The following is a 13,739-nucleotide window of genomic DNA, read 5'->3' as shown; positions in this document are numbered from 1 at the left end:
CAATAGCTTGATAATTGAGCAAAAAACTCAAACCTGATCGATCCAAGTGAGCTGGAGTGACCATTTGAACACCCTTGACCCCATGGACCTGAAGATTCTCTTGGAACTCATCAAGGATCCCCGCATCCAGATCGCCGAGCTGAGCGACGCCTTGGGCATTGCGCGCAACACTGCCCAGAGCCGGGTCAAGCGCCTTCTGCGGTCCGGAGTACTGCACGCCGCCGGACGGGAGGTAGACCTCGAAAAGGTGGGGTACGACGTCGTAGCTTTCGTGACGATTGAAGTCACCCACCGTGAACTCGATGGCGTCATTGGCGCGCTGCGCCTGATCCCCCAGGTCCTTGAGGTCCACGAAATCTCCGGCCGCGGCGATCTCTGGTGCCGGGTGGTGGCAACCGACACCCACAACCTGCAGTCGGCGCTGCGATCGGTCCTCCGCACCAAAGGCGTGATCCGGACGGAAACTGTGCTGGCCCTGCACACGCACATCCCGTACCGGACTGAACCACTGATCGAAAGGATGTCAGCAGCACCAACACGGCCAAGGCAGGAGAGTCAGAGCCCCGGTACGCTGGCTCAAACAGACTAGGATTTCAGGAATGGATTGGCTCTCACACATCTCCCAGATCAACTGGTTCGCTGCACTCCTCGCCTTCGTTTCAAGCATGGTCATCGGCTTCGTCTGGTACATGCCGGCCGTCTTCGGACGCAGGTGGATGCAAGCGATCAACAAAACCGAAGACGACCTCAAGAACATTGAGGGCGGCGCCGGCATCTGGGTTCCCATGATGGTGGCCGCAGCGCTGACCAGCATTCTCTTGGCAGTCCTCATCAGCGCGCTGGAAATCAACACTTTTTGGGCCGGCGGATTCTTCGCGTTGATCCTGGCCTTGGTGATCCGCGCCGGCGGACACGTCATCCACAACGGCTTCGCCGGACGCCCCTTCGCGGTGACCGTCATCGATTCCGGCCACGACATCGCGGCCATGACCATCGCGGGCGTCATCATCGGAGCCATGCAGTAGCGTTCAACCAGTGACCATCATTGATAACGCCGTATACGTAGACGGCGTCCGCACAGCCACCCCGCACAGCCTCGAGCAGACGTTTGAGACCCTGGCGGAACACGGCGGAATGGCCTGGATCGGCCTATATCGGCCGACGAAGGACGAGATGGCCGCCGTCGCGCAGGAATTCGGCCTCCACGAGCTCGCCGTGGAGGATGCTGTCTCGGCACATCAGCGGCCCAAGCTTGAGCGGTATGACCACAACCTGTTCACTGTCCTCCGCCCAGCCAGGTACCTCGATGAAACCGAGACGGTGGAGTTCGGCGAGCTGCACATCTTCACCGGACCTAACTTTGTGGTGACCATCCGGCACGCTGAAACCGGCGGAGTGGCCCGGGTCCGCTACCGGTTGGAGACACGTCCGGACCTTCTCTGCCATGGGCCCGAAGCCGTGCTCTACGCCCTCCTGGACCAAGTGGTGGATGACTACGCGCCGGTAGTGGCAGGTCTAGAGAACGACATCGATGAGATCGAAGACCAGCTCTTCAGCGGCGACAGCACTGTGTCGCGCCGCATCTACGAGCTCGCCCGTGAAGTGATCCAGTTCCAACGGGCCATCCAGCCCCTCCCTGACATGATGGCGCTGCTGGAAAAGGGATTCGAAAAATATGGCGTGGACATTGAGTTGCAGCGCTCCCTCCGCGACGTCGAGGACCATGTCCAGCGCGTCATCTCCCGCGTGAACTCGTTCAGGGACCTCCTGCAGAACGCACTGACCCTGGATGGCACGCTGACTGCCAACCGCCAGAACGAAGCCAGCGCCGCGCAGAACGAGCAAGTCAAGAAGATCTCCTCCTGGGCTGCCATCCTCTTTGCACCCTCCTTCGTGGCAGGCGTGTACGGGATGAACTTCGACCACATGCCGGAGCTGCATTGGGACTTTGGCTACCCCTTGGCGGTGGGGCTCATGGTCGGTGCAGCCCTGCTCATGTACGTCATTTTCAAGCGTAAAGGCTGGCTGTGACGCCTCTGTTGAGGCCTGTTCCCCGCTCTGCGCGGGACACTGCCCGCGCTTTACTGGCGGGGATGGAGCACGACGCCGGACAGGCAGGGTTTGCGCTTGAGCCCGGTCAGCGGCAAGCAGCCGAGCGGTTGGCGGCCTTCGGCGCCCAACTGACGGGCCGTCGTCGGGCGCTATCCCGTAAGCCGCCGCGGAGCCTGTACTTCCACGGACCGGTGGGCCGCGGCAAGACGTGGCTGATGGACAGCTTCTACGGACGGGTGGACGCCCGGAAACGGCGTGTCCACTTCCACGACTTCTTCCGCAGGCTGCACACCGGAACCCATGGTTTCGAGACCGGCAACGGAACAGCCATCCAGCAGTCTGTGGATGCATTGCTGGACGGCATCGACGTGCTGTTCTTCGACGAATTCCATGTCCATGACGTTGGCGATGGCATGTTCATTGCCCGGTTGTTGCGGACCGCTGCGCAACGGCGCATCCCGTTGGTGGTGACCTCGAACTACGCCCCGGACAACCTCCTGCCCAATCCACTCTGGCACGACCATTTCCTCCCCACCATCGAGGCCATCGAAGAGATGATGGACATCGTGGAGATCGAGGGGCCCACGGATTTCCGCCGTTTTCCGGCCGCCGGAACTGCTCCTGCCAAGGGGTCCGCAGCGTTCCGCTCAGGTCGGATCATCTGCCCCGGCACGCCCAGGCAGCTGGGGCGCCTTGGCCTTTTCAGGCCGGCACCGTCACAAAGCCGCGTTTTGCAGCCGACAACCCAGCCGATTGTGGTCAGGAATTCAGACCCCGATGTGCTCTGGGTCGGTTTCGAGGAGCTCTGCGGCGGGCTCACCTCAACAGCGGACTTCCTGGTGTTGGCGGAGACCCATAAAACGTGGGTGATCGACGACGTTCCCTCCCCTGCAGGAAGTGATTCGTCATCCGCACCCTCCTGGCAGCGGTTCAGCAATGTGGTGGATGTGCTGCACGACCAGGACATCACGCTGTTCCTGATCGGGGAGGGACCGTTGGAATGGGACATCGACGCACCCGACAGTAATCATTCGGCTTTGCCGGTGGATCTGGCGCGGATAGCGAGTCGTTTGTCCCTCTTGGGACGGTCAGAGCACCACGGTGACGTGGAAAGTGCTCTACACAAAGAAGAGACCGCCGGAAGCTGAGCTTCCGACGGCCACATGAATGATGTGGGTCCGGCCCTAGATGACGCCGCCGGCTGCCGACGGTGCACTGGCGTCGTGTCCGCCGTCGCCGACCGTTTCGCGGGCGACATAGTTCTCGATGTCGAAGAGGTTCTCGGCCCGTTCGGTGATGTTGAGCAACGTGGTCATGGAAGCAACTTCCTCAACCTGCTCCTTCAGGAACCACAGCATGAACTGCTCGCCCAAGGCATCTCCCTCGGCGCGGGCAACACGGAACATCTCTTCGATGTTGCGCGTGACTTCCTTTTCCTGCTCCAAGGCCAACGCAATGGGTTCCTTGGCGTTGGAAAAGTTGTTGCGAACAGGGGCGATGCCCGGGATCTCCACGTGCACATTGCGGTCCAACATGTACTGGACCATCATCATGGCGTGGTTGCGCTCCTCGAGGGACTGACGGTAGAAGTGCCGGGCGAGCTGCGGCAAGTCTTCGCCATCAAAGTACACAGCCACTGCGATGTATTGCTGGGAGGCCGCAAACTCATTCGCAACCTGGGCGGACAACAGCTCATTGAAAGTCTTCTTAGCCATGGCTCGATCCTACAGGCGGACAATACCGGTTCCGGTGGTGAGATTCGCCACTGCTCAGGGCAGCAGGAGACTAATCCATACACCCGCGGCGGCCGCCATGACGCTCACGGTCATGGTCCCCAACCCATTGATGATCGCCAATGCTGTACGCCCGCTTTGAACAAGCCGGATGGTTTCAAGGCTGGCGGTGCTGAAGGTGGTGTAGCCGCCCAGGAAGCCGGTGCCGAGGATGAGCATCAAGGATTCCGGGGCCTGGCCACGCATGGCCAGACCCGCCAGGAAACCCAGCAGCAGGGAGCCCGAGACGTTGATGGTGACGGTCCCCCATGGGAAGGCAGTCTTGAGGCGTGTCCGGACGAACCCGTCCACCACAAACCGCACTGCCGCACCCACCCCACCGGCCAGAGCAAGAAGGATGACTGTCACGAGCGTCGTCCGGTTGCGCGGCGGTGATGCCAGGCACCCAGCCAGATTCCGGCAGTGGTAGCAGCGGCGCCGCCCAGTAGGCTCGCGGCGAGGTACCCTGCAGCGGCTGTACCCGCTCCAGCGGTGAACAGGTGCACTGCGTCCAGGGCCAGAGTGCTGTAGGTGGTGTACGCGCCAAGGAAACCCGTGCCCAAGGCGAGCCGCAGTACCCGGCGATTGCCGACGTCGGGACCCCGGCGTGAAAGTCCCTCCAACAGCGCGCCCAACGCCAGGGCACCCGAAAGGTTGATGACCAAAGTGGGAAGCGGCCACGCGCCGGGCGCAGGGATGGCCAGCCCAAGACCGTACCGTGCGAGTGCTCCGAACACCCCGCCGGCTGCCACCATCGCAATGAAACCCCACTGAAGGTGGACGGGGTTTCTTACCTCAGTCGTCGTCATCGTCAGTGGGGACCCTGGGATTGACGGGAACAACGAGCACTGGCCGGGCCTGGCGGTGGAACAGGTGGCGGGCCACCGAGCCTGCCGTCAGTTCCTTCAAGGCGGCAGCCAGCTTGTGCTCCCGGGTACCCACTACGATCATGGACGCTCCAATCTCCTCCGCCTGGCGGGCCAAAGCGCGGGCGGGCTCCCCCGCCAGATGCACCAGCGACCATTCAACACCACTGCCGTCCAAGTGGTCATGAAGGGTTTGCGTAAGTGATTCGGGGATCTTGTGAAGATCCCCATCAATGCCGTCCGGATCGATCGGAGCTGCCGGGCCTCCGGTGCTACCGTCCACCGGGTACACCGTGACGTCTGCATAGGCACACACCAGCGGCAGCCGGGCACTGGCCGCCAGGGTCACTGCTTGTTCGAGGACCACTGGATGCTGCCCCGGCATGACGCCAACCAGGATGGGGCCGGCCGCACTGGTGGAAGCTTCGGAACGCGGAGCGGGAGTCTCTGTCACAAGGAAAGTCTACGGCGGCACCGGGAGCCCGCAATTGTTCTCAGGGCTGGCGCCGACCCGGCCACAGGCCATAGAGCAACGGGACCGCTGAGCCGATCATCAGCACATTGCCGAGTCCGGGATCGTCCGTCCGCAGAACGGCTCCGGCGATCAGCAGTGCACCGAAGATCAGCGCCGCCACCGCCCGCCGCGCCGTGAGGATGAGACCCGCCATCTGCCGCTCCAGGCGCCGGTTGCCCACTTGGAGCGATCCTTCTTCCAGCCTCGAGACCAGCCCGTCCAGCCTCTTGGGCAGGCGAAGGGCGATGGCAGCGGCTTCGACGGTCTGGGACGCGACGTCGTTGATCAGGTTGCCGCGCTCGTCACGCAGAAGTTGTGCCGCATATGGTTCCACGGAGTCCCACAGGTTGAACCGGGCATCCAGGGAACTGCACACACCCGAGGTCAGGGACATGGCCCTGATAATGAGCAGGAAATTCTCGGGCAGTTGGAAGGGCAGTGAACGGATCACGCTGCCGAATTCAGTGCCGAATTCACGGAACTCCCGTGGGTCAACATCGCGAAGCTCGGCGAAGCCCATGCCACCGAAACGCGCAAAGAGCTGCGTCATGGCCCGCTCAAGCTCCGCGGTATCGGCCGACTGCATCAACACCCCCACATCGCTGATTGCGGTCACCAGCCCCTTGCCGTCACGCGACGCCGCGGCAATCAGGAGCTTCCGCAGGCCACCGCGGGTCTTCACGGGAACCTCACCCATCATGCCGAAGTCAATGAACGTCAATTTCCACGGATGTTCACTGGACGGATCATTGGATGGTGTAACGAAGATATTGCCGGGATGGGGATCGGCGTGGAAGAAACCGTTGGTAAACAACTGGTCAAACATCACCGAGGCGAAGACCGGTGCCACCCCGGCCGGGTCTATGCCGGCCAGGCGAAGCGAGTCCGCGTCCGTAATCTTGATGGCCGTGACATCTTCGAGCGTGAGTACGCGGCGGGTGGTCCGCTCCCAAACCACCGTTGGAACAGTCACCCGTGCGTCATCGGCGAAGTCAGCGGCAAACCGCTCTGAATTGGCCGCTTCATTCAAGTAGTCGATTTCCTCGAGGCTGGTCTGCGCGAATTCCTTGATCAGCGCAGGCACATCTGCACGGTTTGAAACCAGGCGGATGCGGCTGAGCCAGCCTCCCACTTGCCGCAAGGCAGCGAGGTCGACGTCGACTATTTCGGCGATGCCGGGCCGCTGCACCTTGAACACCACGCTGCTGAGCCCGGTGTCCTCGGCGTTGCCGGAGAGGAGTTTTGCCCGGTGTGCTTGTCCTAGTGAAGCTGCGGCGATGGGAGTCTCCTCGACCGAAGCAAACACCGCCTCCAAGGGAGCCCCAAGTTCGGCCTCAGCCAAGGCCCGGATGGCGGGAAAGGGGACAGGCGGAACTTCGTCCTGCAGCCCCTCCAGCTCCGAGGTAATTTCCGGCGGGAGCACATCAAGCCTGGACGACATGAACTGGCCCACCTTGATCATCAGCCCGCCGAGCTCCACGGCAAGGCCGTGAAAACGCCGGGCGAAGCGCCGCATTCTGTTGGCGCGGTTCCGTTCCGTCAGCCTTCGCAGGCCCACTCTGGGCAGAAACAGCTCAAACCACCAGGTCACCGCCAAGTGCCATGCGGCGAATCGCAGGATTCGACGATAACGGGCACGGGGGTCCCCGGCTCCCGTCGGGGAGACAGCCCGTTCGCGCCGAATCGATGTCACCCCGTCAGTCCTGGGCGAGGATTGAGTAAAGCCGACGGCGGGCCTCCTCGAGCACCGTCACAGCCTCCTGTACTTGCTTGGGCGTTCCGGTGCGGCCAACCTGCGCCGCAGCCTGCGCCAGGTCCACACCTGCCTTGGGCAGTGCGGCGAAACCCGGGCTCGACGACGTTCCCAGTGAGTCCCATGGTGCGGACGTTTCAGAACCCGCCACATCCTCCCGGCCCGCTTCGGTCAGGGAGTAGATTTTGCGCCCGTTGGACTCTTCGGCACTGACGAAACCCTCGTCTGCCAACAGCTGCAGAGTGGGATAGACGGAGCCGGCACTCGGCTTCCAACTGCCTCCGCTGCGCTCTTCGATTTCATGAATGATCTGATAGCCGTGCATGGGACGCTCAGCAAGCAGGGCAAGGATCGCTGACCGCAGCTCACCGCGGCCCGCCCGGGTTCCGGAACGCTTTTCGAACCGGGAACGGAACTCCTCAACGGCTTGCCACATGCCGTCCAGGTTGTTGCCCATGAATCCGTTTGCAGGGAATGAATTGTGCATCAAGCTCACCTCAATCAATCGCGAACGATACTAAACGATAGTTAACGATATACCCCCGCACGGCTCTAGAACAACGACGGGCCAGGTGGATCATGCGGCGGCCGCGGCTGCTCCGGACAACGCCGTGAAGGAGAGGAGGCGTTTGGTTATGGGAGACGGTTCCTTCGTCGCGGGACGGCCGATCATCGCCATCCGCGCCGATGACCCGGCTCCGCGGAAAGACGCTTTAGCGCAGGGCCGGACAGCACTTCTGGGTGATGCCGTCCGGCCCCAGCCGCGGAACCTTGGGGCAGCCCCGGCGAACGAGGGGGATCATTGGCCGTTGCGAGGGATCCGCTGGGTCCAGTAAAGATGATCCCCGGTTCAGGCACACGAGTACTTGGTACTCGTCTTTTGCTTGTGCTTGAAGGATCCACTACTTGCCCGGCACGATAGCCGGCGGGCTGAATTGGGCAAGTGCCACGAAGAGCCGGCGGACCTCCGGAAGAACACCACCCGTACCTGCGCTGCGTGATTGGATGAGGAGCATGGAGATCATTGGGGGCGGGGCTGCCGAACAATTCGAGGCCCTGGTAGCGGCCGATCAGGTCGCTCAGCAGGACCGTCAACGGCGGGAACAACTCAGGAGATGGCTCGCAGACGGGTCCGTCAGGGTGGCCACCCGGAACGGCTCCCCTGTGGGCTACACAGTGGTTGAGCCTTCCTTCTTCGGCCACGACTTCCTGGTGCTCATCGTGGTCGGAGAGCAGCATCGAAAAGCGGGCATTGGTCAGCTGCTTATGGCGGATGTAGAGACAAGGGAGCGGGACGCGAAGCTATTCACGTCAACCAATCTGTCGAACCAGGTCATGCAGCGCCTGCTCGCTCGCCGCGGATGGGTCTCCTCAGGAATGGTCTTCGGACTGGATGAAGGGGACCCCGAGGTCTTCTATCAATTCCCGCAGTCGCCTCGACCGGCTATAGAGCGAAACGACACTGAAGCGGTGTCATTGTGACCGGCTTCCAGGACAACTCCATGCCCTCCACGGAAAACCCTCCGAAGGTCTCGCGACCCTCGGCTGGTTCGACGGCGGCGTCCAGTTCAGCTTCAGGCATAGAGCAGTTCGTTGATGACGCGTTTTCCGGCGCTGCGTTCGCGGGTTGCCAGTGAGCCCATGAGATCCACGGCGATCGCTGCCACCGGCGCCCGGCCGTCCGCGGAGGGTTCATCCAAATCGACTTCCGAACGTGCCTGCAATTTATTCCTCGCGCATGGCCGAGGCACCGCTTGGGATCAGGTGATCATTGAGTGCGGCCAGCCCGTCCAAAGTCGCCCTATAGCGATGGGTTTTGTCTTTGTTCCGGGCAAGAACACTAACTGCGTCGGCGTCCAGCTCACGCAGCCTACTCTTCAACCGGGACTTCTCCGAGGCGCGGGTGATTCCGAGCCTGCCCCCGACCTCCGCGACGGTCATCTCCTTCTTGTACTGCAATGCCCGAGCCCTAACAACAAAGTGCTACGAAAGCGCTTATTCGTCACAGCGGCCAGGACAAGAAACACCGCCACGTGTGGAGCTAAGGAGATTCGAACTCCTGACCTCTTCGATGCGAACGAAGCGCTCTACCAACTGAGCTATAGCCCCTGGACCAGTCTGTAACCGTCCGGCCAGTGTCCCTAGGCTACAAACTTTCCCGGCGCTTTTCCAACCACGACACAAACGTCTCCACGCCATCCTTTCGCCCGGGGATCAGGTTGTTGCCGGATCGCAGGAAGGCACCCATCGCCCCGGGCAACGGCACCTCCACAATCCTTCCCCGTGCGCCGGTAACGGCCTTCCACGACTCCGCCATCTGGCGCATGGTGAGCACTTCCGGACCACCCACCGTACGCAGGCGGTGACGTTCAGGAGCGGGGCTCTCCGTGGCAGCGTCCAGCAGTGCCCCTGCAACGTCAACCGGCGAGATGGTCTGGAACCTTGCGCGCTTGAAGACAGGAATGAGACGCACTCTGGCCCCGGCGGCGAAGATCAGTGCCACCAGGCCGTGAAACTGTGTAGCGCGAACCACCACGGTCTCCAGCGGAGACGCAGAGTACTTCCGCTCTTTCCCAGCCTTCGAGACGTAATACGCGTACGTGCTCAGGTCGCAATTGATGATGGACAACGCCACCGCCCTGCCGACCCCCGCACGGTGAGCGGAGGCAAGAAGCCGGGCACCGCCGTCGGCGAATTTTCGTTGGGCCTTGCCGAACTGACCTTCAAGGCAGTCAATCACGACGTCGACGCCCTCCAGTGCGGCCGCCAGCCCTTCTCCTGTGGTGACGTCGCCCGCAACGTAGGTGGCGCCGTCGTGATGCTTCTCCGAGCCGGGAGGCGGCATGTGGCGTGAAAAAGAGGTCACCGCATGACCCGCATCCAGAGCAAGCCGGACAACCTCGCGACCTACCTGGCCGGTACCGCCCGCGACGCAGATACTGGCCATGTGTGGCTAAGCGCGGCGGCGCTGCAGAACGTCGTCCAGGTTACTGAGCGCACTCGATCCCTTGGCGGAGACCGCAGCAGATGCCTCGGCCTGCTCAGCACCTTGCTTCAGGACGGGCTTGCCCACGGGTTTGGGTGCCTCAGGGAGGTCCAGCGGTTCAGGGGCCGGCCTTGAAGCCTTGGCGGCTTCAACATATGTGGGCTTGGGGACTGCGACAGGCTCCCAGCTGGCACCTTTGGAATCGGTTGCTTGCGCTGATGTGTCCCCTGCGGCAACGGCAACCGCCAAAGCAGCCTGGCGAAGCTCAACAGCGGACAAGCGTGCAGCCTCACGACTGGTGTCTTCGGCGTCGAAAACCGTGGTTTCCTTCGCTTCCACTACCGGCTCCTTCGGCAAGTAGCGAGCAGGCGTCGGGATGGGCGCTGCCTGCGCCGCGCGGCGTGCCCGGCGTTCGCGAAGATCCCTGAGGGCGAGCTTGCGCAACGTGACGACGGCGAGCACCGCACCAATGAAGGACACCAGCGGCAACCAGAATGACCCGGCGCCAAAGGTAAGGAGGATGCCCGAAACAACGGAGGTCACCAGCAAGGCAAGGCCCGCCAAGGCCAAAGTGAGGCGGGCATAGCGGATGGTGAATGGAGTAGTGGGCGCTTTCCGCAGGGACGACTCAGCCGCGCGGGATTCCTGGGGCGACGCCGGTGCTTTGCTGTGCATGGTCTCCATCGGTTTCTCCTGCTGAGGTGCCAAAGTCAGTACCACCCCTGCCTGCGGTTCGTCTGGTTCGTCGTCGATTGCCCCTGCTGGAACAGCGGCCGCTTGGACTTGTTGCCGCCTGTTCCGGAGAACGTAGGGCGCCACCCAGACCATCCACAGCGCAACAGTGACCACGAGTATCACTGAGCTGCTGAGAGGGAAGTCCACATTCAAAACCGTAGAAGCAAATCACCGGCCGCGGCGGCATTGCGGCCGGTGTGTCGTCGTCGAGTCCTCAAATGACTGGATATACGGACAAAATGGCTTATGACCTGCCCGTTTATCCCCTGAGCCACCGACGCAGCAGGCCTTCAGGAACCTCGTCCGACGTCAGGGCAAAGGATCGATGGTCAGCCCATTCGCCGTTGATGTGCAGGTACCGTTCCCGATACCCCTCATCACGGAATCCAAGCTTCTCCACCACCCTCAGGCTGGGCGTGTTTTCGGGCCTGATGTTGATTTCCATGCGGTGCAGGCCCAACACCTTGAAGCAGTGGTCCGTTGCCATGGCCACCGCCGTCGGAGCAATACCGTGCCCGGCCCGCTCCTTATCCACCCAGTACCCCAGCGTGGCCATCATGGCCGATCCCCAAATGATGGAAGAAACGGTCAGCTGCCCTACGATGAGCGGCTCACGGAATCCAGGGGTGCGCTCGACGATGAGGAAAGGCAATGCCGTGGACTGGCGTGCTTGATTGTTCAGCGAGGCCACCATCTGCCGATAACTGGGCAGGCGCCCACCCGGTGCCGGGTTGGACGCCTCCCAGGGAGCAAGCCAGTCGCTGTTCCGCGAACGGACTTCAGACCACTCCCGCTTGTCGCGGTATCGGATAGGGCGAAGAAGCAGGTCTCCGCTTTCCAGCGTCACCGGCCAGATCGCAGAGCCGTACATCCTGAGGTTACTTGGGAAGCGAGGCAGTGAAGGCCGGCAGCCACTCACGCAGTTCAGGACCGAGGTCCTCGCGTTCGCAGGCCAACTCGATGCAGGCCTTGAGGTAGCTGAGTTTATCGCCGGTGTCGTAGCGACGGCCCCGGAAGACAACGCCATACACGCCGTAGCCTTCACCTTCACCGGCTGCCAGCACCTCGAGGGCGTCGGTCAGCTGGATTTCGCCACCACGGCCCGGCTCAGTCTTCTCAAGAACATCGAACACTGCCGGATGCAGCACGTAGCGGCCGATCACGGCAAGGTTGGACGGCGCTTCTTCCGGAGAAGGCTTTTCCACGAGCTGCTTGATGCGCACGTAGCCGTCTTCACCGATCTCTTCGACGTCGGCGCAACCATAGGCGCTGATCTTGGAGGGCTCCACCTCGATCAGTGCAACCACGGAACCGCCCGTCTTCTGCTGGACGGCGATCATGTCGCTCAGGAGGTTATCGCGGGCGTCGATCAGGTCGTCGCCGAGGAGTACGGCAAAAGGCTCGTGCCCGACGTGCTGCTTCGCACGAAGGACAGCGTGGCCCAGGCCATTGGGGTCGCCTTGGCGGACGTAGTGGATGTCACCGAGGTTGGTGGCGGATTGGATGGCCTCAAGCTTGGCGGTATCGCCCTTTTCAGCCAGCGTCGCTTCCAGCGCCGGCACACGGTCGAAATGATCTTCAAGGGCGCGCTTGCTGCGCCCCGTGATCATCAGGACGTCGTGCAGGCCAACCTTGACCGCTTCTTCGACGACGTACTGGATGGCTGGCTTGTCAACCACGGGCAGCATTTCCTTCGGCATCGCCTTTGTTGCAGGCAGGAAACGGGTACCAAGACCCGCTGCGGGGATGACGGCCTTACGGACAGCATTGTTATCGAGAGTCACCGGACTAATGTAACGGAAGGAATACATCATCGGCTAAACCCTCGCCGCGCCGGGACAACATTTCTGTGGACTGGACGGCAGCTTCTGTCGCCGCACCGGCATCAGGCGAACCTCACGATCGGACACCCATGGCATCGAAGGAAGACATCCGCAGCAGCCGCCGCCTCCACCGGCGCACCCTCTCCCCCGAACAGATCGCTGCTGCCGGCGCGTCCATCGCGCAGCACGGAACGGCATGGGCGGCTGCAGCCTCCTCCGGCACGGCGGCCACATTTGCCGTCTATGTAGGTGTCGCGTTTGAACCGCCCACCTTGCCGCTCATCCATTCCTTGCACGACGCCGGACACAGGATCCTCCTTCCCGTGTGCGAGCCCGGGCGGCAGCTGAGCTGGGTCTATTGGACCCCGTCGACGGTTTTCGTCCGCTCCTCCTACGCCCCGATCGACGAACCCGAGGGCGAACGGCTGGAAAGCGAGGTGGTGGCAGGCGCCGCGGGGATCTTCATGCCCGCCACAGCGGTGGACAGGGACGGCAACCGGATTGGCCAGGGCGGCGGGTACTACGACCGGCTCCTCCATGGGCTCGACGATTCCGGCCGGCGGCCGCCCACCATTGCGGTGGTGTACGACGACGACCTGTTGCCTTCAGGTTCGATTCCCGCCGAAGCATTCGATCGCCCCGTGCGGGAAGTGCTGACTCCCTCCGGCCTGGTCCGGCTCGACGACAGAGCCCAGTGAGGTCCGGCGCATCCGCTGGCGCATGCACTGTAGACCGATGATAGAATTGGCACTCAGGCCCTGCGACTGCTAATGCGAAGCGAAATCTCCGCCGTTGCTGTACAGGACCTGACCTTTGTCCTGAAGGAGGAACTCAGTGCCCACATACGCATACGCCTGCAAAGACTGTGACCATGCCTTTGACATCGTCCAGTCCTTTTCTGACAGCTCCCTGACAGAGTGCCCCGAGTGCAAGGGCGCCCTTCGCAAGAAGTTCAACAGCGTCGGCGTCGTCTTCAAGGGCTCGGGTTTCTACCGGACTGATTCCCGAGATGCCAAGGGCAGCACAGTTTCAGCCGCTCCGGCAGCACCTGCCGCCGCGTCGCCTGCTCCAGCACCCGCCCCGGCGGCTGCAGCTGCAGCCAGCTGACTTCCCCACTTTTCCACATAGCGCATCTGGCCGCTGTTATGCGGCCCGTCCGGCTGGCTAACGTGGCGGCATGCCACAACAGTCTCGAAGCGCTCTTCTTGCCCGCGCCCGGCGTTCTGCGTCGTCTGGCC

At 62.4% G+C, this 13,739-nt stretch carries 19 protein-coding genes and 1 tRNA gene; 7 read left to right on the top strand and 13 right to left on the bottom strand.

The window, feature by feature from the left end; all coding sequences use genetic code 11:
* Positions 1 to 64: 64 nt before the first annotated feature.
* The 4 genes from ACIQLI_RS05245 to zapE are packed head-to-tail and all read left to right on the top strand — an operon-like array spanning position 65 to position 3,200.
* The gene (locus ACIQLI_RS05245; protein WP_400385684.1) at positions 65 to 589 is read left to right on the top strand and encodes an Lrp/AsnC family transcriptional regulator; all 525 of its coding nucleotides are present in this window, start codon (positions 65 to 67) and stop codon (positions 587 to 589) included.
* A gap of 10 nt (positions 590 to 599) precedes the next feature.
* Complete coding sequence (locus ACIQLI_RS05240) at positions 600 to 1,025, top strand: DUF1761 domain-containing protein (protein ID WP_400385681.1); 426 nt, start codon at positions 600 to 602, stop codon at positions 1,023 to 1,025.
* A gap of 10 nt (positions 1,026 to 1,035) precedes the next feature.
* Positions 1,036 to 2,031 carry a magnesium/cobalt transporter CorA gene (gene corA, locus ACIQLI_RS05235; protein WP_400385677.1) on the top strand — a complete coding sequence of 332 codons (996 nt, stop codon included), beginning with the start codon at positions 1,036 to 1,038 and terminating at the stop codon, positions 2,029 to 2,031.
* Positions 2,028 to 3,200: a cell division protein ZapE gene (gene zapE / locus ACIQLI_RS05230; protein ID WP_400385673.1), complete on the top strand. Its 1,173-nt coding sequence runs from the start codon at positions 2,028 to 2,030 to the stop codon at positions 3,198 to 3,200. Before corA ends, zapE begins: the two co-directional genes overlap by 4 nt.
* A gap of 36 nt (positions 3,201 to 3,236) precedes the next feature.
* On the opposite strand, the gene ACIQLI_RS05225 is transcribed toward zapE, so the two are convergent.
* From ACIQLI_RS05225 to ACIQLI_RS05200, 6 genes are read right to left on the bottom strand one after another with little or no spacing between them, the layout of a single operon-like run.
* Positions 3,237 to 3,767, bottom strand: coding sequence for a ferritin (locus ACIQLI_RS05225; protein ID WP_089595732.1), 531 nt, complete (start codon positions 3,765 to 3,767; stop codon positions 3,237 to 3,239).
* A 54-nt stretch (positions 3,768 to 3,821) separates the two neighbouring features.
* On the bottom strand, positions 3,822 to 4,193 hold the full coding sequence (gene crcB / locus ACIQLI_RS05220; protein ID WP_400385671.1) for a fluoride efflux transporter CrcB: 372 nt from the start codon (positions 4,191 to 4,193) through the stop codon (positions 3,822 to 3,824).
* Positions 4,190 to 4,633 (bottom strand): fluoride efflux transporter FluC, encoded by a 444-nt coding sequence (locus ACIQLI_RS05215; protein WP_400385668.1) that lies wholly within the window; start codon positions 4,631 to 4,633, stop codon positions 4,190 to 4,192. Before ACIQLI_RS05215 ends, crcB begins: the two co-directional genes overlap by 4 nt.
* Complete coding sequence (locus ACIQLI_RS05210; RefSeq protein WP_400385665.1) at positions 4,620 to 5,144, bottom strand: universal stress protein; 525 nt, start codon at positions 5,142 to 5,144, stop codon at positions 4,620 to 4,622. The genes ACIQLI_RS05215 and ACIQLI_RS05210 overlap by 14 nt, the downstream gene beginning before the upstream one ends.
* Positions 5,145 to 5,184: 40 nt before the next feature.
* Positions 5,185 to 6,897: an ABC1 kinase family protein gene (locus tag ACIQLI_RS05205; RefSeq protein ID WP_400385662.1), complete on the bottom strand. Its 1,713-nt coding sequence runs from the start codon at positions 6,895 to 6,897 to the stop codon at positions 5,185 to 5,187.
* A gap of 4 nt (positions 6,898 to 6,901) precedes the next feature.
* Positions 6,902 to 7,444: a PadR family transcriptional regulator gene (locus tag ACIQLI_RS05200; protein WP_089595737.1), complete on the bottom strand. Its 543-nt coding sequence runs from the start codon at positions 7,442 to 7,444 to the stop codon at positions 6,902 to 6,904.
* Positions 7,445 to 7,971: 527 nt separating this feature from the next.
* Here ACIQLI_RS05200 and ACIQLI_RS05195 point away from each other — a divergent pair.
* A complete protein-coding gene (locus ACIQLI_RS05195) occupies positions 7,972 to 8,439 on the top strand; it encodes a GNAT family N-acetyltransferase (protein ID WP_400385660.1) in 468 nt (155 codons plus the stop codon).
* Between the two features lie 92 nt (positions 8,440 to 8,531).
* Here the strand turns inward: ACIQLI_RS05195 and ACIQLI_RS05190 are convergent, their stop codons facing one another.
* The 7 genes from ACIQLI_RS05190 to galU form a co-directional block, all read right to left on the bottom strand.
* Positions 8,532 to 8,681, bottom strand: a complete 150-nt coding sequence (locus ACIQLI_RS05190; RefSeq protein WP_400385657.1) for a hypothetical protein — start codon at positions 8,679 to 8,681, stop codon at positions 8,532 to 8,534.
* A 1-nt stretch (position 8,682) separates the two neighbouring features.
* Complete coding sequence (locus ACIQLI_RS05185) at positions 8,683 to 8,898, bottom strand: hypothetical protein (RefSeq protein WP_400385655.1); 216 nt, start codon at positions 8,896 to 8,898, stop codon at positions 8,683 to 8,685.
* A gap of 95 nt (positions 8,899 to 8,993) precedes the next feature.
* Positions 8,994 to 9,066: transfer RNA gene (locus ACIQLI_RS05180), tRNA-Ala, on the bottom strand.
* Between the two features lie 37 nt (positions 9,067 to 9,103).
* Positions 9,104 to 9,904 carry an SDR family oxidoreductase gene (locus ACIQLI_RS05175; RefSeq protein WP_400385652.1) on the bottom strand — a complete coding sequence of 267 codons (801 nt, stop codon included), beginning with the start codon at positions 9,902 to 9,904 and terminating at the stop codon, positions 9,104 to 9,106.
* A gap of 6 nt (positions 9,905 to 9,910) precedes the next feature.
* Entirely contained in the window at positions 9,911 to 10,792 is an 882-nt protein-coding gene (locus ACIQLI_RS05170; RefSeq protein WP_400385821.1) for a hypothetical protein, read from the bottom strand.
* A gap of 145 nt (positions 10,793 to 10,937) precedes the next feature.
* Positions 10,938 to 11,549, bottom strand: a complete 612-nt coding sequence (locus ACIQLI_RS05165; protein WP_400385649.1) for a GNAT family N-acetyltransferase — start codon at positions 11,547 to 11,549, stop codon at positions 10,938 to 10,940.
* A 7-nt stretch (positions 11,550 to 11,556) separates the two neighbouring features.
* Entirely contained in the window at positions 11,557 to 12,492 is a 936-nt protein-coding gene (galU, locus tag ACIQLI_RS05160) for a UTP--glucose-1-phosphate uridylyltransferase GalU (protein ID WP_400385646.1), read from the bottom strand.
* 98 nt (positions 12,493 to 12,590) lie between these two features.
* Between galU and ACIQLI_RS05155 the strand changes: the two genes are divergently transcribed.
* Positions 12,591 to 13,199: a 5-formyltetrahydrofolate cyclo-ligase gene (locus ACIQLI_RS05155; protein ID WP_400385643.1), complete on the top strand. Its 609-nt coding sequence runs from the start codon at positions 12,591 to 12,593 to the stop codon at positions 13,197 to 13,199.
* A gap of 136 nt (positions 13,200 to 13,335) precedes the next feature.
* Positions 13,336 to 13,608, top strand: coding sequence for an FmdB family zinc ribbon protein (locus ACIQLI_RS05150; RefSeq protein ID WP_354230617.1), 273 nt, complete (start codon positions 13,336 to 13,338; stop codon positions 13,606 to 13,608).
* The last annotated feature ends 131 nt before the right edge of the window (positions 13,609 to 13,739 follow it).

Source organism: Paenarthrobacter sp. NPDC091669 (assembly GCF_044756725.1).
Classification (GTDB): domain Bacteria; phylum Actinomycetota; class Actinomycetes; order Actinomycetales; family Micrococcaceae; genus Arthrobacter; species Arthrobacter bambusae_C.
The sequence above is the reverse complement of the archived record's forward strand: the minus strand, read 5'-3'. Positions and strand labels throughout refer to the sequence as shown.

Excerpts from the sequence above, each read along its gene's own strand:
- ACIQLI_RS05240 (WP_400385681.1), top strand. The coding sequence starts at position 600 with ATGGATTGGCTCTCACACATCTCCCAGATCAACTGGTTCGCTGCACTC.
- ACIQLI_RS05225 (WP_089595732.1), bottom strand. The coding sequence starts at position 3,767 with ATGGCTAAGAAGACTTTCAATGAGCTGTTGTCCGCCCAGGTTGCGAAT.
- ACIQLI_RS05215 (WP_400385668.1), bottom strand. The coding sequence starts at position 4,633 with ATGACGACGACTGAGGTAAGAAACCCCGTCCACCTTCAGTGGGGTTTC.
- ACIQLI_RS05200 (WP_089595737.1), bottom strand. The coding sequence starts at position 7,444 with ATGCACAATTCATTCCCTGCAAACGGATTCATGGGCAACAACCTGGAC.
- ACIQLI_RS05195 (WP_400385660.1), top strand. The coding sequence starts at position 7,972 with ATGGAGATCATTGGGGGCGGGGCTGCCGAACAATTCGAGGCCCTGGTA.
- ACIQLI_RS05185 (WP_400385655.1), bottom strand. The coding sequence starts at position 8,898 with ATGACCGTCGCGGAGGTCGGGGGCAGGCTCGGAATCACCCGCGCCTCG.
- ACIQLI_RS05175 (WP_400385652.1), bottom strand. The coding sequence starts at position 9,904 with ATGGCCAGTATCTGCGTCGCGGGCGGTACCGGCCAGGTAGGTCGCGAG.
- ACIQLI_RS05165 (WP_400385649.1), bottom strand. The coding sequence starts at position 11,549 with ATGTACGGCTCTGCGATCTGGCCGGTGACGCTGGAAAGCGGAGACCTG.
- galU (WP_400385646.1), bottom strand. The coding sequence starts at position 12,492 with ATGATGTATTCCTTCCGTTACATTAGTCCGGTGACTCTCGATAACAAT.
- ACIQLI_RS05155 (WP_400385643.1), top strand. The coding sequence starts at position 12,591 with ATGGCATCGAAGGAAGACATCCGCAGCAGCCGCCGCCTCCACCGGCGC.